The organism is Pseudomonas alcaligenes, assembly GCF_014490745.1.
GTDB lineage: Bacteria > Pseudomonadota > Gammaproteobacteria > Pseudomonadales > Pseudomonadaceae > Aquipseudomonas > Aquipseudomonas alcaligenes_C.
In genome coordinates this window covers 669,659-690,832 of the sequence record NZ_LZEU01000001.1, presented here as the reverse complement: position 1 = coordinate 690,832, position 21,174 = coordinate 669,659, and the positions used below count along the sequence as shown (strand labels likewise).

Genomic DNA, 21,174 nt, shown 5'->3' with positions numbered 1-21,174 from the left:
CTCAATGGACTTCAATCCGCTCGACCTTATCCTGCATCTCGATATCTACCTGAACCTGCTGGTCAGCAACTACGGCACCTGGATCTACGCCATCCTGTTTCTGGTGATCTTCTGCGAAACCGGCCTGGTGGTGACGCCCTTCCTGCCCGGCGATTCGCTGCTGTTCCTCGCCGGTGCCCTGGCTGCCACCGGCAGCATGGATCCCTTCCTGCTGGCCGGCCTGCTGATGCTTGCCGCCATCAGCGGCGACAGCCTCAACTACCTGATCGGCCGCACCAGCGGCGAGAAGCTGTTCCGCAACCCGGACTCGAAGATCTTCCGCCGCGACTACCTGCAGCGCACCCACGACTTCTACGAGCGCTACGGCGGCAAGACCGTGACCCTGGCGCGCTTCCTGCCGATCCTGCGCACCTTCGCCCCCTTCGTCGCCGGCATGGCACAGATGGCCTATCCGCGCTTCCTCGCCTTCAGCGTCGCCGGCACCCTGGCCTGGGTCGGCGGTCTGGTCAGCCTCGGCTATTTCTTCGGCAACGTGCCGTTCATCCAGCAGAACCTCACGCTGATGATCGTCGCTATCATCCTGCTGTCGCTGCTGCCCATGCTGATCGGCATGCTGCGCCACCGCCTGGCCGGCCAGCGCGCGGCCAAGCAGACCGGCTGAGTCCATGTGGTCGTTCCGCGCCTGGCGCCGGCGACGCATCCTCGCCCGCGCGCCCTACAGCACCCTGCACTGGGCCACGGTGCGCCAGCGCCTGCCGATCCTCGACGGCCTCAGCGAAGCCGAGGAACAGCGCCTGTTCCAGCGCGCCGTGCTGTTCCTGCACCGCAAGCACCTGAGCGCGATGCCCGGCGTCGAACTGAGCCTGGAAGACCGTCTGAGCCTGGCTGCCCTGGCCGAACTGCCACTGCTGCACCTGGCCGACCTCGACTGGTACCAGGGCTTCCATGAGATCGTGCTATACCCGGACGACTTCCTCAGCCCGCAGCGCCACCGCGACGCCAGCGGCGTGCAGCACGAATGGGACGACGAACGCAGCGGCGAGGCCTGGCACCAGGGCCCGGTGATCCTGGCCTGGCCGGGGGTACAGAACAGCGGTGGCTGGGACGCCTACAACCTGGTGATCCACGAGCTGGCGCACAAGCTGGACATGCTCAACGGCGACGCCAACGGCCTGCCGCCGCTGCACCGCGACATGCGCACCAGCGACTGGGCCACGGCCATGCAGGCGGCCTACGACGGGATGAACGCCCAGCTCGACGCCAACCCCGAGGCAGAAACCGCCATCGATCCCTATGCTGCGGAAAACCCCGCGGAGTTCTTCGCGGTGACCAGCGAATACTTCTTCAGCGCCCCGGATCTGCTGGCCGAAGCCTTCCCCGCCGTCTACACCCAGCTGGCGGCCTTCTACCGCCAGGATCCGCTGGCCCGCCTGCGCCAGTTGCAGGCCAATCATCCGGATTACCGAGACACGACCAAAGGCTGAGCCGATTGGCGTAGTAACGCCGGCCGAATGTGCCTATAATCCGCCCACTTTTTTTGGCCCACCCTGGGGAGTCGCCCATGAGCTACAGCAAAGTTCCGGCCGGCAAAGACGTGCCGAACGACATCTACGTCGCCATCGAGATTCCGGCCAACCACGCGCCGATCAAATACGAAATCGATCACGACACCGACTGCCTGTTCGTCGATCGCTTCATGGCCACCCCGATGTTCTACCCGGCCAACTACGGTTTCATCCCGCACACCCTGGCCGACGACGGCGACCCCCTCGACGTGCTGGTCGTGACCCCGTATCCGGTAGCCCCGGGCTCGGTCATCCGCTGCCGTCCGGTTGGCGTGCTGAACATGACCGACGAAGCCGGCGGTGACGCCAAGCTGATCGCCGTACCGCACGACAAGCTGAGCGTGATCTACAAAGACGTGCAGGAATACACCGATCTGCCAGCCCTGCTGCTGGAACAGATCAAGCACTTCTTCGAGAACTACAAGGATCTCGAGAAGGGCAAGTGGGTCAAGGTCGAAGGCTGGGGCAACGCCGACGAAGCCCGCCAAGCAATTCTGAAGGCGGTAGCGGCTTACCAAAAATAAGCCAGTACCACCCCCTGAAGGCCGGCCACAAGCCGGCCTTTTTATTGCCCGCAGGAAAGTCGCCCCGCCCTACTCCCCCGCCACTCCATCCGCTCCGGCAATGTATCCGCAAAACTACATTTGATATTGATTTTCAATAGCAAGATAATTTGCGAATTATTCCTATGTAGCATCTGGAGTCGTGGCACCCCATGTTCAAACTCACCCCGTTGACCGTGCAGATCCTGTCCATCATCGCCCTGGGTAGCGCCAGCGCCCAGGCAGCGGAGTCCGTCAGCCTGCCGGCCACCAGTATCGTTTCCAGCGCCGAGGGCAGCGAAGAAGCACAGAGCTACCAGGCCAAGCCGGCCAGCACCACCACGCGCCTGGGCCTGACCCCGCGCGAGACCCCTCAGGGCGTCTCCAGCGTGCCCCGCCAGCAGCTCGACGACTTCAAGCTCAACAGCATCAAGGATGTCCTGGCCAGCAGCCCGTCGGTCACCGTGGAGAAGGTCGAGACCGACCGCACCTACTTCACCTCGCGCGGCTTCGATATCACCAACTTCCAGTACGACGGCACCGGCATGCCGTTCTCCTTCGGTCTGCTCGACGGTGACGTGGATCTGGCCGCCTATGAGCAGGTCGACATCCTGCACGGCGCCAACGGCCTGATGACCGGCGCCGGCAACCCTTCGGCCACCGTCAACTTCGTGCGCAAGCGCCCGACCTACACACCGCAGGCCAAGGTCGACCTGAGCGCCGGTTCCTGGGACAAGCGCCGCGTCGACATCGACGTCTCCGGCCCGCTCAGCGAATCCGGCAACGTGCGCGGCCGGCTGATCTATGCCAACGAGAAGGGCAACTCCTACCTGGATCGCTATTCCAAGGAGAAGAACGTGCTCAGCGGCCTGCTGGCCTTCGACCTGAGCGATGCCGATACCCTGACCGTCGGCTACGAAGACCAGAAGAGCAACCCCAATGGCGTGAGCTGGGGCGCCCTGCCGCTGACCGACGCCAGCGGCAAGCCGCTGCACTACGGCAGCGCCAGCGACAGCATCGCCCAGGACTGGGCCTACTGGGATGTCCACACCCAGCGCGCCTTCGCCGAATGGGAACATGAGTTCGCCAACGACTGGAAATCCAAGCTGTCCGTCACTGGCGTGGACAGCCGCGAAGACTCGCAGATGTTCTACATCTACTCCGACTCCTACTCGGCCACCGGCTTCTCCGGCCTGCCGTCGCAGTACAAGGACAAGACCCGCCAGCTGCTCGGCGACCTGTCCCTCAGTGGCCCGTTCAGTCTTGGCGGCCGCGAGCACCAGCTGACCGTCGGCGCCAACTGGGGGCGCTCGCGCACCGAGGAAGCCTCCCGCTACAACTCGGGCAGCTATTACACCCCGGTATCCCTGGACGATGCCCTCAACGGCGACATTGCCCTGCCGTCCGACTTCGACATCCATGGTGGCGACAGCTTCGGCTCGTCCTTCACCGACCGCCAGAAGAGCCTGTACAGCGGCGCGCGCTTCAGCCTCAGCGACGACCTCAGCCTGATCGCCGGTGCCCGTATGCTCAGCGCCGACAGCGACGGCCTGTCCTACGGCGCGCCGCGCGAAGTGCGCATCCACGGCAAGGTCACCCCGTACGCCGGCCTGGTCTATGACCTCAACGAGGAATACTCGCTGTACGCCAGCTACACCGAGATCTTCAACCCGCAGTACTACCGCGACAGTTCCGGCTCGGTGCTCGACCCGCTGGAAGGCCAGAGCTACGAAGCCGGCATCAAGGGCGAACTGCTCGACAAGCGCCTCAACGTCTCGGCCGCGGTGTTCCACGCCAAGCAGAAGAACGTCTCGTCCTATGCCGGCTACGACGCCAGCATCGGCGGTTCCTACTACGCGGCGCAGGACTACGACAGCAGCGGCATCGAGCTGGAAGCCTCCGGCGAAGTGGCGCCCGGCCTGCAACTGGTCGGCGGCTACACCTACGTCTACATCACCGATGCCGAAGACGACCGCGCACGTAAATACGTGCCGCGTCACTCGTTCAAGTCCGCGCTGACCTACCGCCTGCCGATGCTGCCGCAGGTCAAGGTGGGTGGCAGCGCCAGCTGGCAGAGCAAGGTCGAGAGCGACAGCAACGCCGCCGCCAACCAGGATGCCTATGCCCTGCTCGGCCTGATGGCCAGCTACGACATCGATCAGAACTGGAGCACCGCGCTCAACCTGAACAACCTGACCAACGAGAAGTACCTGCAGACCCTGTACACCGGCAGCCAGAGCAACTACGGCGACCCGCGCAACGTCACTGCCAGCCTGAGCTGGAAGTACTGAGTCCCGCCCGGCACTGAAAAGCCCGCGCCTACCAGGTAGGCGCGGGCTTTTTTATGGCCATGTCCTAGCCACGTGCGGCCTTCACCCGGCCCCGACCGTGGCCAAACTGGATTCCCGCCTGCGCGGGAATGACGGTGTCCGGCAGGGGCTTCAGCGTCACCTCGTCATCCCCGCGCAGACGGGGATCCAGGCTCAGCGCTGCGGTGTCTCGCCGCGCCCCGCCGGGCGGCAGCTCCAGGCGCTATACAACAGCAGCGCCAGCAAAAGGCACAGGTTGAGCGACATGGCCGGCCTCCGTGCCTCAGTCGTTGACCTGACGCAGGTGCGGCGCCGGTTCTGCCCCGAGGTTGGCCAGCAGGCGTTCGCTGTACCAGTCGATGAAGTTGACCACGCCGAACTCGTAGGTCTTCGAGTAGGGCCCCGGCTGGTAAGCGGTGGAGTTGATGCCGCGCTGGTTTTCCTCGGCCAGGCGGCGATCCTGGTCGTTGGTGGCATCCCATACTTCGCGCAGGCGGGCGATGTCGTAGTCCACCCCTTCCACCGCGTCCTTGTGCACCAGCCACTTGGTGGTGACCATGGTTTCCTGGGCGCTGATCGGCCACACGGTGAACACGATCATGTGGTCGCCCATGCAGTGGTTCCACGAGTGCGGCAGGTGGAGGATGCGCATCGAGCCCAGATCCGGATCGGTGATGCGCCCCATCAGCTTCTTGCTGCCCGGCTGGCCGTCCATGGTCATGGATACCGTGCCCTTGAGCAGCGGCATGCGCACGATGCGGTTGCGCAGGCCGAAGCTGGCGTGGGCGTAAGGGATGTTGTCGCGCTCCCAGCGCGAGGTGCACTCGGCCACCTGATCCTTGAACGCCTGGGTCGCCCGCGGGTCGGTGACGTCGTCCCACTCCAGCAGGGTGTTGAGCAGCTCCGGGTGCGAGCCGTTGCAGTGGTAGCACTCGCGGTTGTTCTCGATCACCAGCTTCCAGTTGGCCTTCTCCATCAAGGTGGTCTGCACCGCCACCTTGGTGTTCTCCATGTCGTAGGGCTCCATGTAGTGAGCCAGGGTGGCGAGGAAGTCGTCGATCGCCGGCGGATTCTCCGCCAGGCTGATGAAGATGTAGCCGCCGGCGGTCTTGCAGTTGACCGGTTTCAGGCTGTAGTCCTTAAGGTCGAAGTCGGCACCCATCTCGGTGCCGGCGAACAGCAGGCGGCCGTCGAGCTCATAGGTCCACTGGTGGTAGGGGCAGACCAGCTTGGCCACCTTGCCCTTGTCGCTGGTGCACAGGCGCGAACCGCGGTGGCGGCAGACGTTGTGGAAGGCATGCACGCTGCCCTCGGCGCCGCGGATGACGATGATCGGGTTGCTGCCGATCTGCAGGGTGAGGAAGTTGCCCTTGCTGGGGATCTCGCTGGTCATGCCGGCGATCAGCCATTCCTTGTGGAAGATCTCCTGCATGTCGATCTGGAACAGACGCTCGTCGTTGTAGAACGGCTGTGGCAGGGAAAAGGTGCGCTCGCGCGAGCGCAGCATCTCGGCAGTGGCCTTGCGTGCAGGCTCCAGCGGGTCGCCCAGGCTCAGGGTGGTGGTATCCATCGATGGCTCCTCAGGCCGGCCGCATGCGGGCCGGCAAACGAAAGTGGCTGATACGGTTGCTACGCAAGGCCGCGTATCTGATCCCCCAACCTGCCGAATCCAGGCTCCGTCGAGCGGTATAGGAAGGATCGATGCGCTGGGAAAAACCTTATCGCTCGGCTGGCAGCGAGTGTGTCGCGCGGATGGCGGCGATCCTTATCCATGGACGACACGACCACATCCGTTTCCGACGCTGCCAGGCCGCGCCGCAGCGGCAGGTCGCGATAAGCATGCGAATGTCGCAAACAGGTAAATGAGCCCAGCGCGCGTTGCGCACAATCGATCGCCAGAGAGATCCGTAGCACTGCGTCCGCCGAGACCGCCACGGGTCGTCCAAGACCCTGCGGCAACTGCGCGACATAGAGGTGAGCATGTCCAACTTCCTCAACCCGGTGACCACCCAGACCTGGAGCAACGGCCGCCATCTGGTGCGCTGCGTCAAGGCCATCCAGGAGACCTGGGATGTGCGCACCTTCTGTTTCATGGCCGACCAGCCGATGGTGTTCTTCTTCAAGCCCGGGCAGTTCGTCACCCTGGAGCTGGAGATCGATGGGCAGCCGATCATGCGCTCCTACACCATCTCCAGCTCGCCCTCGGTGCCCTACAGCTTCTCCCTGACCATCAAGCGGGTGCCCGGCGGCAAGGTCTCCAACTGGCTGCACGACAACCTCAAGGAAGGTGACGTGCTGCCGGTGCATGGCCCGGTCGGGCTGTTCAACGCCATCGACTTCCCGGCCGACAAGGTGCTGTTCCTCTCCGGCGGCGTCGGCATCACCCCGGTGATGTCGATGGCGCGCTGGTTCTTCGACACCAACGGCGCCGTCGATATGGTCTTCGTGCACAGCGCACGCACGCCCAAGGACATCATCTACCACCGCGAGCTGCGCCACATGGCCTCGCGCATCAGCAACTTCAAGCTGCACCTGATCTGCGAGAAGTACGAGATCGGCGAGACCTGGTCCGGCTACCGCGGTTACCTGAACCAGCCGATGTTGCAACTGATCGCCCCGGACTTCATGGAGCGGGAGATCTTCTGCTGCGGGCCGACCCCCTACATGGCGGCGATCAAGCGCCTGCTCGAGGCCCAGGGCTTCGACATGCGCCGCTACCACGAGGAAGCCTTCGGCCCGACTCCGCAGGAGATCCGCGAGGAAGCCCAGGAACACGCCGCGCAGGCGGCCGAGAGCGCCGAGGCGCCCGCTGGCGAACTGCGCCTGGTGGACTTCACCAGCACCGGCAAGAGCATCCGCGTCGGCAACGGCGAAACCGTGCACGCCGCCGCCGCCCGCCTCGGCCTGCATATTCCCAAGGCCTGCGGCATGGGCATCTGCGGCACCTGCAAGGTGCTCAAGACCAGCGGTGAAGTGAGCATGGAACACAACGGCGGGATCACCGACGAGGACGTCGCCGAGGGCTACATCCTGTCCTGCTGCAGCGTGCCGCAAAGCGACGTGTGCATCGACTACTGACCCGCCCCGAGCGATCCGCACCACACCCCGGCCGTACAAAAAACCAGCGATCGGCGGCAGCCCGCAACGGGCCTGCCGCAGCGCCGGGCGCGCACAACTTATCCACAGCTTGATGCACAGATTCTGTGCCCAACTGAATTGCCAAGCCACTGAATCTGCTCGTTTTTTAGGCGCAGCCCGGCAACCCGCGGCGGCCCTGGCGCGGCGCCCCTTGCCGACAGCTTATCCACAGCTCCGTCCACGACCTCTGGGGGTAACTCGGCACGGAGCAAAACCGGCCGCCACCGGGGCATATGCACAAGCGACACCGGCATGTCGCAAACACGCTCAGCCAAGGCGTGCACAGGCATCTGAGGCAAACGCCCGCTACCTACCATCGCCAGCAAGGGCCATGGGCTCACTTCACCGATATGACAGGCGCGCCACCGCTCGCCGCTTGGGAGATCCGCGATGTTCAGCAAGCAAGACCAGATCCAGGGCTACGACGACGAACTGCTCGCCGCCATCGACGCCGAAGAGGCGCGCCAGGAACACCATATCGAGCTGATCGCCTCGGAGAACTACACCAGCAAGCGGGTCATGCAGGCCCAGGGCAGCGGGCTGACCAACAAGTACGCCGAAGGCTATCCGGGCAAGCGCTACTACGGCGGCTGCGAGCATGTGGACAAGGTCGAGGCGCTGGCCATCGAGCGCGCCAAGCAGCTGTTCGGCGCCGACTACGCCAACGTCCAGCCGCACTCCGGTTCCTCGGCCAACGCCGCCGTGTACCTGGCCCTGCTCAATGCCGGCGACACCATCCTCGGCATGAGCCTGGCCCATGGCGGCCACCTCACCCACGGCGCCAAGGTGTCGTCCTCGGGCAAGCTGTACAACGCCGTGCAGTACGGCCTGGATACCGCCACCGGACTGATCGACTACGACGAAGTCGAGCGCCTGGCGCTCGAACACAAGCCGAAGATGATCGTTGCCGGCTTCTCCGCCTATTCGAAGACGCTCGACTTCCCACGCTTCCGTGCCATCGCCGACAAGGTCGGTGCCCTGCTGTTCGTCGATATGGCCCACGTCGCCGGCCTGGTCGCCGCCGGCCTGTATCCCAACCCGATCCCGTTCGCCGATGTGGTCACCACCACCACCCACAAGACCCTGCGCGGCCCGCGTGGCGGCCTGATCCTGGCGCGCGGCAACGAGGAGATCGAGAAGAAGCTCAACTCCGCCGTGTTCCCCGGCGCCCAGGGTGGCCCGCTGATGCACGTGATCGCGGCCAAGGCAGTGTGCTTCAAGGAGGCCCTGGAGCCCGCCTTCAAGACCTACCAGCAGCAGGTGATCGACAACGCCCAGGCGATGGCCGCGGTGTTCATCGCGCGCGGCTACGACGTGGTCTCCGGCGGCACCGACAACCACCTGTTCCTGGTCAGCCTGATCAAGCAGGGCCTGACCGGCAAGGACGCCGACGCCGCGCTCGGTCGCACCGGCATCACGGTGAACAAGAACGCCGTGCCCAACGACCCGCAATCGCCCTTCGTCACTTCCGGCGTGCGCATCGGCACCCCGGCCGTCACCACCCGCGGCTTCCAGGTGGCGCAGTGCCGCGAGCTGGCCGGCTGGATCTGCGATGTGCTCGACCACCTCGGCGATGCCGACGTCGAGGCCCAGGTCGCCCGCCAGGTCGCCGGCCTGTGCGCCGACTACCCTGTGTACCGCTGAGATTTTCCTTCTCCCTCCGGGAGAAGGTGCCCGAAGGGCGGATGAGGGGAACACAAGCCCCTCACCCCAGCCCTCTCCCAAGGGGAGAGGGTGAAAAGACCAGGAGCATTCGCATGCAACGTTATTCCGGCTTCGGCCTGTTCAAGCACTCCCTCAGCCACCACGAGAACTGGCAGCGCATGTGGCGCACGCCGACGCCCAAGCCGCTGTACGACGTGATCATCGTCGGCGGTGGCGGCCACGGCCTGGCCACCGCCTACTACCTGGCCAAGGAGTTCGGCGTGACCAACGTGGCCGTGGTCGAGAAGGGCTGGCTGGGCGGCGGCAACACCGCGCGCAACACCACCATCGTGCGCTCCAACTACCTGTGGGACGAATCGGCGCAGCTCTACGAGCACGCCATGAAACTGTGGGAAGGCCTGTCCCAGGATCTCAACTACAACGTCATGTACTCGCCGCGCGGGGTCTACAACCTCTGCCATACCCTGCAGGACATGCGCGACGCCGAACGCCGGGTCAGCGCCAACCGCCTCAACGGCATCGACGGCGAGCTGCTCGACACCCGCCAGGTCGAGACCGAGATTCCCTACCTCGACTGCAGCAAGCACACCCGCTACCCGATCATGGGCGCCACCGTGCAGCGCCGCGGCGGCGTGGCCCGCCACGACGCGGTGGCCTGGGGCTATGCGCGCGGTGCCGACGCCCTGGGCGTCGACCTGCTGCAGAACACCGAGGTGATCGGCTTCCGCAAGCAGGACGGGGTAGTCATCGGCGTGGAAACCACCAAGGGCTTTATCGGTGCCAAGCGCGTCGGCGTGGTCACCGCCGGCAACTCCGGGCATATGGCCAAGCTCGCCGGCTTCCGCCTGCCGATCGAGTCGCACCCGCTGCAGGCGCTGGTCTCCGAGCCGATCAAGCCGATCATCGACAGCGTCATCATGTCCAACGCCGTGCACGGCTACATCAGCCAGTCGGACAAGGGCGACCTGGTCATCGGCGCCGGCATCGACGGCTACAACGGCTACGGCCAGCGCGGCTCCTACCCGACCATCGAACACACCCTGCAGGCCATAGTCGAGATGTTCCCGGTGCTCTCGCGGGTGCGCATGAACCGCCAGTGGGGCGGCATCGTCGACACCAGCCCGGACGCCTGCCCGATCATCTCCAAGACCCCGGTGCCCAACCTGTTCTTCAACTGCGGCTGGGGCACCGGCGGCTTCAAGGCCACTCCCGGCTCCGGTCACGTGTTCGCCGCCAGCCTGGCCAAGGGCGAGATGCACCCGCTGGCCAAGCCCTTCGCCATCGAACGTTTCCATACCGGCGCACTGATCGACGAGCACGGCGCCGCTGCCGTGGCTCACTAAGGAGACCCGCCATGCTGCACATCTTCTGCCCCCACTGTGGCGAACTGCGCTCCGAAGAGGAATTCAACGCCGCCGGCCAGGCGCACATTCCGCGGCCGCTCGACCCGAATGCCTGCACGGACGAGGAATGGGGCGACTACCTGTTCTTCCGCGACAACCCGCGCGGCATCCACCACGAGCTGTGGCTGCACGCGGCCGGCTGCCGCAAGTACTTCAACGCCACCCGCCACACCCTCAGCTACGAGATTCTCGAGACCTACAAGATCGGCGAGCGGCCGAGCATCACCGCGGCCACCGGCAACGAGAAGAAGTCCGCCGTTCAAGGAGTCACTGCATGAGCCAGGTCAACCGTCTGTCCCGTGGCGGCCGCATCGATCGCAACCAGCCGCTCACCTTCACCTTCAACGGCCAGAGCTACCAGGGCTATGCCGGCGACAGCCTGGCCGCTGCCCTGCTGGCCAACGGCGTGGACATCATCGGCCGCAGCTTCAAGTACTCGCGCCCGCGCGGCATAGTCGCCGCCGGTGCCGAGGAGCCCAACGCGGTGCTGCAGATCGGCGCCAGCGAAGCCACCCAGATCCCCAACGTGCGCGCCACCCAGCAGGCCCTGTACGCCGGCCTGGTGGCCAACAGCTGCAACGGCTGGCCGAGCGTCAACACCGACCTGATGGGCATCCTCGGCAAGGTCGGCGGCAAGATGATGCCGCCGGGCTTCTACTACAAGACCTTCATGTACCCCTCCTCGCTGTGGATGACCTACGAGAAGTACATCCGCAAGGCCGCCGGCCTCGGCCGCGCGCCGACCGAGAACGACCCGGACATCTACGACCACATCAACCAGCACTGCGACGTGCTGGTGATCGGCGCCGGCCCGGCCGGCCTGGCCGCCGCCCTGGCCGCCGCCCGTAGCGGTGCACGGGTGATCCTCGCCGACGAGCAGGAAGAGTTCGGCGGCAGCCTGCTCGACACCCGCGAGACCCTCGACGGCAAACCGGCCACCGAGTGGGTGGCCAAGGCCATCGCCGAGCTGCAGGGCCTGCCGGGCGTGACCCTGCTGCCACGGGCCACGGTCAACGGCTACCACGACCACAACTTCCTGACCATTCACCAGCGCCTCGCCGACCACCTCGGCGAGCGCGCCCCGCTCGGCGCCTTCGCCCGTCAGCAGGCCCGCCAGCGCATGCACCGGGTACGCGCCGGGCGCGTGGTGCTGGCCGCCGGCGCCCACGAGCGGCCGCTGGTGTACGCCAACAACGACGTGCCGGGCAATATGCTGGCCGGCGCCGTGTCCACCTACGTGCGTCGCTACGGCGTGGCCCCGGGCAAGCAGCTGGTGCTGTCGACCAACAACGATTACGCCTACCGCGTGGCCCTCGACTGGCTGGACGCCGGCCTCAAGGTGGTGGCCATCGCCGATGCCCGCCACAACCCGCGCGGCAGCTGGGTGGAAGATGTGCGCGCACGCGGCGTGCGCATCCTCACCGGCAGCGCGGTGATCGACGTGCGCGGCAGCAAGCGCGTGCAGGCCGCGCGCATCGCCGCCATCGACCCGCAGGCCCTGCGCGTCAGCAGCCCCGGCGAGTGGCTGGAGTGCGACCTGGTCGCCAGCTCCGGCGGCTACAGCCCGGTGGTGCACCTGGCCTCGCACCTGGGCGGCAAGCCGGAATGGCGTGAAGAGCTGCTGGCCTTCGTCCCCGGTGCCGGCAACGGCCTGCAGAAACGCATCGACGCTGGTGCGGTGAATGGCGTGTTCAAGCTCGCCGAGGTGATCGCCGACGGTTTCGCCGCCGGCGCCAAGGCCGCCGGCGAAGTCGGCTTCAAGGCCCAGGCCGGCGACGTGCCGCGCACCGAGAAACGCGTCGAGGAAGCCACCCTGGCGCTGTTCCAGGTGCCCCACGACAAGCCCACGGCGCGTGCGCCCAAGCAGTTCGTCGACCTGCAGAACGACGTCACCGCCGCCGGCATCGAGCTGGCCACCCGCGAGGGCTTCGAGTCGGTCGAGCACGTCAAGCGCTACACCGCGCTGGGCTTCGGTACCGACCAGGGCAAGCTGGGCAACATCAACGGCCTGGCCATCGCCGCCCGCTCGCTGGGCATCGGCATCGCCGAGATGGGCACCACCATGTTCCGCCCCAACTACACCCCGGTGACCTTCGGCGCCATCGCCGGCCGCCACTGCGGCGCGCTGTTCGACGCCAAGCGCTACACCGCCCTGCACAGCTGGCACGTGGCCCAGGGTGCCGAGTTCGAGGACGTCGGCCAGTGGAAACGCCCCTGGTACTTCCCCAAACCCGGAGAAGACCTGCACGCCGCTGTGGCTCGCGAGTGCCTGGCAGTGCGCAACAGCGTCGGCATCCTCGATGCCTCGACCCTGGGCAAGATCGACATCCAGGGCCCCGACGCCCGCGAGTTCCTCAACCGCGTGTACAGCAACGCCTGGACCAAGCTCGACGTAGGCAAGGCGCGCTACGGCCTGATGTGCAAGGAAGACGGCATGGTCTTCGACGACGGCGTGACCGCCTGCCTGGCCGACAACCACTTCCTGATGACCACCACCACCGGCGGCGCCGCCCGCGTGCTGCAGTGGCTGGAGCTGTACCACCAGACCGAATGGCCGGACATGAAGGTGTACTTCACCTCGGTCACCGACCACTGGGCCACCATGACCCTGTCCGGCCCCAACAGCCGCAAGCTGCTGGCCGAAGTCACCGACATCGACCTGGACAAGGACGGCTTCCCCTTCATGACCTGGAAGGAAGGCCTGGTCGGCGGCGTGCCGGCGCGGGTGTTCCGCATCTCCTTCACCGGCGAGCTGAGCTATGAAGTCAACGTGCAGGCCGACTACGCCCTGGGCGTCTGGGAACAGCTGATCGCCGCCGGCCAGAAGTACGGCCTGACCCCGTACGGCACCGAGACCATGCACGTGCTGCGCGCCGAGAAGGGTTTCATCATCGTCGGCCAGGACACCGATGCCTCGGTGACCCCGGACGACCTCAACATGGGCTGGTGTGTCGGCCGTACCAAGCCGTTCTCCTGGATTGGCTGGCGCGGCATGAACCGCGAGGACTGCCTACGCGAGGATCGCAAGCAGCTGGTCGGGCTCAAGCCGATCGACCCGCTCAAGGTGCTGCCGGAAGGCGCCCAGCTGGTGTTCGAGCCCAAGCAAAGCATCCCGATGAAGATGGTCGGCCACGTCACCTCCAGCTACATGAGCGCAGCCATGGGCCACAGCTTCGCCATGGCGGTGGTCAAGGGCGGCCTCAAGCGCATGGGCGAACGGGTGTTCGCGCCGCTGGCCGACGGTAGCCTGATCGAGGCGGAAATCGTCAGCTCGGTGTTCTACGACCCCAAAGGCGAACGCCAGAACGTATGAGGCAGGCCCGCCCGGGGGCCGTCGCCCCCGCTCTGCGGCATCGGCTTTGATCCACACAGGACAACCAGAACATGAGTGCAATCAACGTCTACAACCAGCGCCCGGCCACTGCCCGCGGCGAGTCGCCGCTGTTCCACGCCGGCCTCGAACAACTGGCCGGCAAGGGCCAGGGCAATGCCGGTATCCGCCTGCGCGAGAAGGCCCTGCTCGGCCACCTGATCCTGCGCGGCGACGGCAAGGATCCGGCCTTCGCCGGCGGCGTGCACCAGGCCCTCGGCCTGGAGCTGCCCACCGCCCTGACCCTGACCGCCAAGGGCGACTGCTCGCTGCAGTGGCTGAGCCCGGACGAGTGGCTGCTGGTGGTGCCGCGCGGCGAGGAATTCGCCACCGAGCAGCGCCTGCGCACCGCCTTCGGCGAGCTGCACTGCGCGGTGATCAATGTCAGCGGCGGGCAGACCCTGGTCGAACTGAGCGGGCCCAAGGTGCGCGAGCTGCTGATGAAGTCCACCTCCTACGACGTGCATCCGGACAGCTTCCCGGTGGGCAAGGCGGTCGGCACCCACTTCGCCAAGAGCCAGCTGGTGATTCGCCATACGGCCGAAGAGACCTGGGAACTGGTAGTGCGCCGCAGCTTCGCCGACTACATCTGGCTGTGGCTGCAGGACGCTGGCGCCGAATACGGCCTGGCCATCGAGGCCTGAAGGCTCTCGCATACAGCTCCCTCTCCCTCCGGGAGAGGGCTGGGGTGAGGGAAAGAGCGAACCGCGTTGAGCCAGCATCCCCGCCCCCCTCTCCCCTTGGGAGAGGGGTGAACATCATCGGAGTCTGTTATGAGCCGCACACCCGACACCTGGATTCTCACCGCCCACAGCCCGAGCATTCTCGGCACGGTGGACGTGGTCACGCGCTTCCTGTTCGAGCAGGGCTGCTATGTCACCGAGCATCACAGCTTCGATGACCGCCTGGCCGCGCGCTTCTTCATCCGCATCGAGTTCCGCGCCCCCTCAGGCTTCAGCGAAGCCAGCTTCCGCGCCGGCCTGGCCGAGCGGGTGGCGCCCTTCGACATGCACACCGAGCTGACCCCGCCGGGGTACCGGGCCAAGGTGGTGATCATGGTGTCCAAGGCCGATCACTGCCTCAACGACCTGCTCTACCGCCAGCGCATCGGCCAGTTGCCGATGGACATCACCGCGGTGGTGTCCAACCACCCGGATCTGGAACCGCTGGCGCGCTGGCACGGCATTCCCTACCACCACCTGCCGCTCGACCCGCTGGACAAGGCCGCGCAGGAGCGCCAGGTGCTGCAGATAGTCGAGGACAGCGGCGCCGAACTGGTGATCCTCGCCCGCTATATGCAGGTGCTGTCGCCCGAGCTGTGCCAGCGCCTGGACGGCCGCGCGATCAATATCCACCACTCGCTGCTGCCCGGTTTCAAGGGCGCCAAGCCGTACCACCAGGCCTACCAGAAGGGCGTCAAGCTGGTCGGCGCCACCGCCCACTTCATCAACAACCACCTCGACGAGGGCCCGATCATTGCCCAGGGCGTGGAACCGGTGGATCACGCCCACTACCCCGAAGACCTGATTGCCAAGGGCCGCGACATCGAATGCCTGACCCTGGCCAAGGCCGTCGGCTACTACCTGGAACGCCGCGTGTTCCTCCACGCCAGCCGTACCGTGGTGCTCTGAGCACGCGCTGAGCCCAACAGATTGCCCGCCCGCTGCGGCCATTTGGCCGCGGTGCGGGGAAGTTTTACCCGGATTCCGCCCTGCCCCTGAACCGGCGGCCTCCGGCCACAGATAACAGCTCCAGGACAAGGTCGCGCGGCCGCCGGTCGCGCCTTGTATCCACAACAACAAAGGAGAACACCCTATGTCTGGTAATCGTGGCGTCGTCTATCTGGGCGCCGGCAAGGTCGAAGTGCAGAACATCACCTATCCGAAGATGCAGGATCCGCGCGGCCGCAAGATCGAGCACGGGGTCATCCTGCGCGTGGTCTCCACCAATATCTGCGGCTCCGACCAGCACATGGTGCGCGGCCGCACCACCGCGCAGGTCGGCCTGGTGCTGGGCCACGAGATCACCGGCGAGGTGATCGAGAAAGGCAGCGACGTGGAAAACCTGAAGATCGGCGACCTGGTCTCGGTGCCGTTCAACGTCGCCTGTGGGCGCTGCCGCAGCTGCAAGGAAATGCACACCGGGGTGTGCCTCACGGTCAACCCGGCGCGCGCCGGCGGCGCCTACGGCTACGTCGACATGGGCGACTGGACTGGCGGCCAGGCCGAGTACGTGCTGGTGCCCTACGCCGACTTCAACCTGCTCAAGCTGCCGGATCGCGACAAGGCCATGGAGAAGATACGCGACCTGACCTGCCTGTCCGACATCCTGCCCACCGGCTACCACGGCGCAGTCACCGCCGGGGTCGGCCCGGGCAGCACCGTGTATGTCGCCGGCGCCGGCCCGGTGGGCCTGGCCGCGGCAGCCTCGGCGCGCCTTCTGGGCGCCGCGGTGGTGATAGTCGGCGACGTCAACCCGGTACGCCTGGCCCACGCCAAGGCCCAGGGTTTCGAGATCGCCGACCTGTCCCAGGACACCCCGCTGCACGAGCAGATCGCCAACCTGCTGGGTGAGCCGGAAGTTGATTGCGCGGTCGATGCGGTGGGCTTCGAGGCCCGCGGCCACGGCCATGCCGGCGCCCAGCACGAGGCCCCGGCCACCGTGCTCAACTCGCTGATGGGGGTGGTGCGGGTGGCCGGCAAGATCGGCATCCCCGGCCTCTACGTCACCGAAGACCCGGGCGCGGTGGATGCCGCAGCCAAGCTGGGCAGCCTGAGCATCCGCTTCGGCCTCGGCTGGGCCAAGTCGCACAGCTTCCACACCGGGCAGACCCCGGTGATGAAATACAACCGCCAGCTGATGCAGGCGATCATGTGGGATCGCATCAACATTGCCGAAGTGGTCGGCGTGCAGGTGATCGGCCTGGACGACGCGCCCAAGGGCTACGGCGAGTTCGATGCCGGAGTGCCGAAAAAATTCGTCATCGACCCGCACAAGCTGTTCAGCGCCGCCTGATCTGAGCTTCGCACGGTGCGTGCGAACACGGCCGGCGTCAGTTAGCGGTCGACGCCCTTTCCGAGGAGCCCATGGCTCCTCTTTTTTTGCCTGCAGTTTTCTCGCAGCAGGCCTGCTGCCCCGCCCCTGGATTCCCGCCTGCGCGGGAATGACGGAGTAGGTAAGTAACGCTATGGCCCATCCACACTTGGTCATTCCCGCGCAGGCTCCAGCAAGGCAACACGCAGCCCGGCCCGGACACTTGACGCTCTGAGCAATACCCCGGTCGTTTTTACACCCGGACGACATCCCCCCCGGGGATAAGCTGCCCCCAAAGCGCCGCCGTCCGCCGCAGCGCCACCGACCCAAGGGACAGCCTGATGAGCCCAGCCGAATTGCACGCCGACAGCATCGTCATCGACGGTCTGATCATCGCCAAGTGGAACCGCGAACTGTTCGAGGACATGCGCAAGGGCGGCCTGACCGCAGCCAACTGCACCGTGTCGGTGTGGGAAGGCTTCCAGGCCACGGTGAACAACATCGCCGCCAGCAACCAGCTGATCCGCGACAACAGCGACCTGGTCATCCCGGTGCGCAGTACCGCCGATATCCGCAAGGCCAAGGAGCAGGGCAAGACCGGCATCCTCTTCGGCTTCCAGAACGCCCACGCGTTCGAGGACCAGATCGGCTACGTCGAGGTGTTCAAGCAGCTCGGCGTGGGCATCGTGCAGATGTGCTACAACACCCAGAACCTGGTCGGCACCGGCTGCTACGAGCGTGACGGCGGCCTGTCCGGCTTCGGTCGCGAGATAGTCGCCGAGATGAACCGGGTCGGCATCATGTGCGACCTGTCCCACGTCGGCTCCAAGACCTCGGAAGAGGTCATCCTCGAATCGAAAAAGCCGGTGTGCTACTCGCACTGCCTGCCTTCCGGCCTGAAAGAACACCCGCGCAACAAGTCCGACGCCGAGCTGAAGTTCATCGCCGACCACGGCGGCTTCGTCGGTGTGACCATGTTCGCGCCCTTCCTGGCCAAGGGCATCGACTCGACCATCGACGACTACGCCGAAGCCATCGAGTACGTGATGAACCTGGTCGGCGAGGACGCCATCGGCATCGGCACCGACTTCACCCAGGGCCACGGCCAGGACTTCTTCGAGTGGCTGACCCATGACAAGGGTTACGCCCGCCGCCTGACCAGCTTCGGCAAGATCGTCAACCCGCTGGGCATCCGCACCGTCGGCGAATTCCCCAACCTCACCGAGACCCTGCTCAAGCGCGGCATGCCCGAGCGCGTGGTGCGCAAGGTCATGGGCGAGAACTGGGTGCGTGTGCTGGCAGACGTCTGGGGCGAATGATGAATACCGCCGGAGCCTACTGCGCACACCGATAGCCGCGTCGCGTCCTCGCGCCAAGCTCGCCGTACCGTCGTACTGCTCTCGCTTGTCGCTGCGGGTCTCCTTGCTCTCGGTGCGCTCGCTACGGCTCCAGCGCCATTCACGCCAACCTTTTTCATCCGGCCCGGCCCAGCCAGGCCCCATGTAACACACGAATTCTGGAGTACCGAACACATGGCCACCCACGCCCCCGAAATGCCCATCCAGGTCGACGACGAAACCGGCGTCTGGACCACCGACGCCCTGCCGATGCTCTATGTGCCGCGGCATTTCTTCGTCAACAACCATATCGGCATCGAGCAGGTGCTCGGCGCCGAAGCCTACGCCGAGATCCTCTACAAGGCCGGCTACAAGTCCGCCTGGCACTGGTGCGAGAAGGAAGCCGAATGCCATGGCCTGGTCGGCGTGGAAGTCTTCGAGCACTACATGAAGCGCCTGTCCCAGCGCGGCTGGGGCCTGTTCGACATCGAGGCCATCGACCTGGACAAGGGCACCGCCAGCGTACGCCTGCGCCATTCGGCCTTCGTCTACGTCTACGGCAAGTGCGGGCGCAAGGTCGACTACATGTTCACCGGCTGGTTCGCCGGGGCCATGGATCAGATTCTCCAGGCTCGCGGCAGCGCCCTGCGCACCGTGGCCGAGCAGGTACACGGGGCCTCGGAAGAAGGCCACGACGACGGCCTGTTCATCGTCAAACCCCTGTAAGGCGGAGTGCTCAAGATGGCTTTCGAGGCAATGTTCCAGCCGCTGCAGATCGGCAAGCTGACCATCCGCAACCGCGTGCTCAGCACCGCCCACGCCGAGGTCTACGCCACCGATGGCGGCATGACCACCGAGCGCTACGTGAAGTACTACGAGGAGAAGGCCAAGGGCGGCATCGGCCTGGCCATCTGCGGTGGTTCCTCGGTGGTGGCCATCGACAGCCCGCAGGGCTGGTGGAAGTCGGTCAACCTGGCCACCGACAAGATCATCCCGCACTTCCAGAACCTGGCCGACGCCATGCACAAGCACGGCGCCAAGATCATGATCCAGATTACCCACATGGGTCGCCGTTCGCGCTGGGATGGCGAGCACTGGCCGACCCTGATGTCGCCGTCGGGCATCCGCGAACCGGTGCACCGCGCCACCTGCAAGACCATCGAGGTCGAGGAAATCTGGCGTGTCATCGGCAACTACGCCCAGGCTGCCCGGCGCGCCAAGGCCGGTGGCCTGGACGGCGTCGAGCTGTCGGCCGTGCACCAGCACATGATCGACCAGTTCTGGAGCCCACGGGTCAACAAGCGCACCGACGAATGGGGCGGCAGCTTCGAGGGGCGCATGAAGTTCGGCCTGGAAGTGCTCAAGGCGGTGCGCGCCGAGGTCGGCCCGGACTTCTGCGTGGGTATGCGCATCTGCGGTGACGAATTCCACCCGGACGGCCTGTCCCACGAGGACATGAAGCAGATCGCCGCCTACTACGACGCCACCGGCATGCTCGACTTCATCGGCGTAGTGGGGTCTGGGTGTGACACCCACAACACCCTGGCCAACGTCATCCCCAACATGAGCTACCCGCCGGAGCCGTTCCTGCACCTGGCCGCCGGGATCAAGGAAGTGGTCAAGGTGCCGGTGCTGCACGCGCAGAACATCAAGGATCCGAACCAGGCCACCCGTATTCTCGAGGGCGGCTACGTGGACATGGTCGGCATGACCCGCGCGCACATCGCCGATCCGCACCTGATCGCCAAGATCAAGATGGGCCAGGTCGACCAGATCAAGCAGTGCGTCGGCGCCAACTACTGCATCGACCGCCAGTACCAGGGCCTCGACGTGCTGTGCATCCAGAACGCCGCCACCAGCCGCGAGTACATGGGCGTGCCGCATATCATCGAGAAGAGCACCGGGGTGAAGCGCAAGGTGGTGATAGTCGGTGGCGGTCCGGCTGGCATGGAGGCGGCGCGGGTCGCCGCCGAGCGCGGCCACGACGTCACCCTGTTCGAGAAGAAGGAGCAGCTCGGCGGGCAGATCACCACCGCGTCCAAGGCGCCGCAGCGCGACCAGATCGCCGGCATCACCCGCTGGTTCCAGCTGGAGCTGGCGCGGCTGAACGTCGACCTGCGCCTGGGCACCGGCGCCGATGTCGCCACCATCCTCGACCTGCGTCCGGACATCGTCGTGCTGGCCAACGGCGGCCACCCGTTCCTCGAACAGAACGAACACTGGGGCGCGGCCGAAGGCCTGGTGGTGAGCAGCTGGGACGTGCTCGACGGCAAGGTCGCGCCGGGCAAGAACGTGCTGGTGTACGACACCATCTGCGAGTTCACCGGCATGTCGGTGGCCGACTTCCTCGCCGACAAGGGCGCCCAGGTGGAGATCGTCACCGACGACATCAAGCCGGGCGTGGCCATGGGCGGTACCACCTTCCCCACCTACTACCGCAGCCTGTACCCCAAGGAAGTGATCATGACCGGCGACCTGATGCTGGAGAAGGTCTACCGCGAGGGCGACAAGCTGGTGGCGGTGCTGGAGAACGAATACACCGGGGCCAAGGAAGAGCGGGTGGTCGACCAGATCGTGGTGGAGAACGGCGTACGCCCCGACGAGAGCCTGTACTACGCACTGAAGGACAGCTCGCGCAACAAGGGCCAGATCGACATCGAGGCGCTGTTCGCCATTCAGCCGCAGCCCTGCCTGAGCCAGCCCGGCGACGGCTACCTGCTGTTCCGCATCGGCGACTGCGTGGCCCAGCGCAACACCCACGCGGCGATCTACGACGCGCTGCGCCTGTGCAAGGACTTCTGATGCGAGGCTC

The 21,174-nt window shown here is 65.9% G+C and carries 16 protein-coding genes; 15 read left to right on the top strand and 1 reads right to left on the bottom strand.

Going from position 1 to position 21,174, the window contains the following annotated elements; translation table 11 throughout:
• Positions 1-4: 4 nt before the first annotated feature.
• The 4 genes from A9179_RS03040 (at position 5) to A9179_RS03025 (ending at position 4,398) form a co-directional block, all read left to right on the top strand.
• A complete protein-coding gene (locus A9179_RS03040) occupies positions 5-661 on the top strand; it encodes a DedA family protein (RefSeq protein WP_187804387.1) in 657 nt (218 codons plus the stop codon).
• Between the two features lie 4 nt (positions 662-665).
• Positions 666-1,484 carry a M90 family metallopeptidase gene (locus A9179_RS03035; protein WP_187804386.1) on the top strand — a complete coding sequence of 273 codons (819 nt, stop codon included), beginning with the start codon at positions 666-668 and terminating at the stop codon, positions 1,482-1,484.
• 77 nt (positions 1,485-1,561) lie between these two features.
• Positions 1,562-2,089 carry an inorganic diphosphatase gene (ppa, locus tag A9179_RS03030; protein ID WP_021701809.1) on the top strand — a complete coding sequence of 176 codons (528 nt, stop codon included), beginning with the start codon at positions 1,562-1,564 and terminating at the stop codon, positions 2,087-2,089.
• A gap of 191 nt (positions 2,090-2,280) precedes the next feature.
• Positions 2,281-4,398: a TonB-dependent siderophore receptor gene (locus tag A9179_RS03025; protein WP_187804385.1), complete on the top strand. Its 2,118-nt coding sequence runs from the start codon at positions 2,281-2,283 to the stop codon at positions 4,396-4,398.
• Between the two features lie 301 nt (positions 4,399-4,699).
• Here A9179_RS03025 and gbcA read toward each other — a convergent pair whose 3' ends face one another.
• A complete protein-coding gene (gene gbcA / locus A9179_RS03020) occupies positions 4,700-5,986 on the bottom strand; it encodes a glycine-betaine demethylase subunit GbcA (protein WP_187804384.1) in 1,287 nt (428 codons plus the stop codon).
• Between the two features lie 410 nt (positions 5,987-6,396).
• On the opposite strand from gbcA, the gene gbcB reads away from it, so the two are divergent.
• The 11 genes from gbcB (at position 6,397) to dgcA (ending at position 21,164) form a co-directional block, all read left to right on the top strand.
• Positions 6,397-7,494 carry a glycine-betaine demethylase subunit GbcB gene (gbcB, locus tag A9179_RS03015; protein ID WP_187804383.1) on the top strand — a complete coding sequence of 366 codons (1,098 nt, stop codon included), beginning with the start codon at positions 6,397-6,399 and terminating at the stop codon, positions 7,492-7,494.
• Positions 7,495-7,944: 450 nt separating this feature from the next.
• On the top strand, positions 7,945-9,198 hold the full coding sequence (locus A9179_RS03010; RefSeq protein ID WP_187804382.1) for a serine hydroxymethyltransferase: 1,254 nt from the start codon (positions 7,945-7,947) through the stop codon (positions 9,196-9,198).
• A gap of 113 nt (positions 9,199-9,311) precedes the next feature.
• Entirely contained in the window at positions 9,312-10,562 is a 1,251-nt protein-coding gene (locus tag A9179_RS03005) for a sarcosine oxidase subunit beta (protein ID WP_187804381.1), read from the top strand.
• 11 nt (positions 10,563-10,573) lie between these two features.
• Positions 10,574-10,900, top strand: a complete 327-nt coding sequence (locus tag A9179_RS03000; protein WP_187804380.1) for a sarcosine oxidase subunit delta — start codon at positions 10,574-10,576, stop codon at positions 10,898-10,900.
• A complete protein-coding gene (locus A9179_RS02995; RefSeq protein ID WP_187804379.1) occupies positions 10,897-13,935 on the top strand; it encodes a sarcosine oxidase subunit alpha in 3,039 nt (1,012 codons plus the stop codon). Before A9179_RS03000 ends, A9179_RS02995 begins: the two co-directional genes overlap by 4 nt.
• A 71-nt stretch (positions 13,936-14,006) precedes the next feature.
• Positions 14,007-14,636 carry a sarcosine oxidase subunit gamma gene (locus A9179_RS02990; RefSeq protein WP_187804378.1) on the top strand — a complete coding sequence of 210 codons (630 nt, stop codon included), beginning with the start codon at positions 14,007-14,009 and terminating at the stop codon, positions 14,634-14,636.
• A 129-nt stretch (positions 14,637-14,765) separates the two neighbouring features.
• On the top strand, positions 14,766-15,623 hold the full coding sequence (gene purU, locus A9179_RS02985; protein WP_187804377.1) for a formyltetrahydrofolate deformylase: 858 nt from the start codon (positions 14,766-14,768) through the stop codon (positions 15,621-15,623).
• A 184-nt stretch (positions 15,624-15,807) separates the two neighbouring features.
• Complete coding sequence (gene fdhA, locus A9179_RS02980; protein ID WP_187804376.1) at positions 15,808-17,007, top strand: formaldehyde dehydrogenase, glutathione-independent; 1,200 nt, start codon at positions 15,808-15,810, stop codon at positions 17,005-17,007.
• 359 nt (positions 17,008-17,366) lie between these two features.
• Positions 17,367-18,344, top strand: coding sequence for a dipeptidase (locus A9179_RS02975; protein ID WP_187804375.1), 978 nt, complete (start codon positions 17,367-17,369; stop codon positions 18,342-18,344).
• 213 nt (positions 18,345-18,557) lie between these two features.
• Positions 18,558-19,088 (top strand): 4-vinyl reductase, encoded by a 531-nt coding sequence (locus tag A9179_RS02970; RefSeq protein ID WP_187804374.1) that lies wholly within the window; start codon positions 18,558-18,560, stop codon positions 19,086-19,088.
• A gap of 15 nt (positions 19,089-19,103) precedes the next feature.
• On the top strand, positions 19,104-21,164 hold the full coding sequence (gene dgcA, locus A9179_RS02965; RefSeq protein WP_187804373.1) for a dimethylglycine demethylation protein DgcA: 2,061 nt from the start codon (positions 19,104-19,106) through the stop codon (positions 21,162-21,164).
• The last annotated feature ends 10 nt before the right edge of the window (positions 21,165-21,174 follow it).

Coding starts and splice junctions, on each gene's coding strand:
- A9179_RS03005 (WP_187804381.1), top strand. CDS start 9,312: ATGCAACGTTATTCCGGCTTCGGCCTGTTCAAGCACTCCCTCAGCCAC.
- A9179_RS02970 (WP_187804374.1), top strand. CDS start 18,558: ATGGCCACCCACGCCCCCGAAATGCCCATCCAGGTCGACGACGAAACC.
- dgcA (WP_187804373.1), top strand. CDS start 19,104: ATGGCTTTCGAGGCAATGTTCCAGCCGCTGCAGATCGGCAAGCTGACC.
- A9179_RS03025 (WP_187804385.1), top strand. CDS start 2,281: ATGTTCAAACTCACCCCGTTGACCGTGCAGATCCTGTCCATCATCGCC.
- A9179_RS02995 (WP_187804379.1), top strand. CDS start 10,897: ATGAGCCAGGTCAACCGTCTGTCCCGTGGCGGCCGCATCGATCGCAAC.
- gbcA (WP_187804384.1), bottom strand. CDS start 5,986: ATGGATACCACCACCCTGAGCCTGGGCGACCCGCTGGAGCCTGCACGC.
- A9179_RS03040 (WP_187804387.1), top strand. CDS start 5: ATGGACTTCAATCCGCTCGACCTTATCCTGCATCTCGATATCTACCTG.
- purU (WP_187804377.1), top strand. CDS start 14,766: ATGAGCCGCACACCCGACACCTGGATTCTCACCGCCCACAGCCCGAGC.
- A9179_RS03000 (WP_187804380.1), top strand. CDS start 10,574: ATGCTGCACATCTTCTGCCCCCACTGTGGCGAACTGCGCTCCGAAGAG.
- fdhA (WP_187804376.1), top strand. CDS start 15,808: ATGTCTGGTAATCGTGGCGTCGTCTATCTGGGCGCCGGCAAGGTCGAA.
- A9179_RS02975 (WP_187804375.1), top strand. CDS start 17,367: ATGAGCCCAGCCGAATTGCACGCCGACAGCATCGTCATCGACGGTCTG.
- A9179_RS03035 (WP_187804386.1), top strand. CDS start 666: ATGTGGTCGTTCCGCGCCTGGCGCCGGCGACGCATCCTCGCCCGCGCG.
- gbcB (WP_187804383.1), top strand. CDS start 6,397: ATGTCCAACTTCCTCAACCCGGTGACCACCCAGACCTGGAGCAACGGC.
- A9179_RS02990 (WP_187804378.1), top strand. CDS start 14,007: ATGAGTGCAATCAACGTCTACAACCAGCGCCCGGCCACTGCCCGCGGC.
- ppa (WP_021701809.1), top strand. CDS start 1,562: ATGAGCTACAGCAAAGTTCCGGCCGGCAAAGACGTGCCGAACGACATC.
- A9179_RS03010 (WP_187804382.1), top strand. CDS start 7,945: ATGTTCAGCAAGCAAGACCAGATCCAGGGCTACGACGACGAACTGCTC.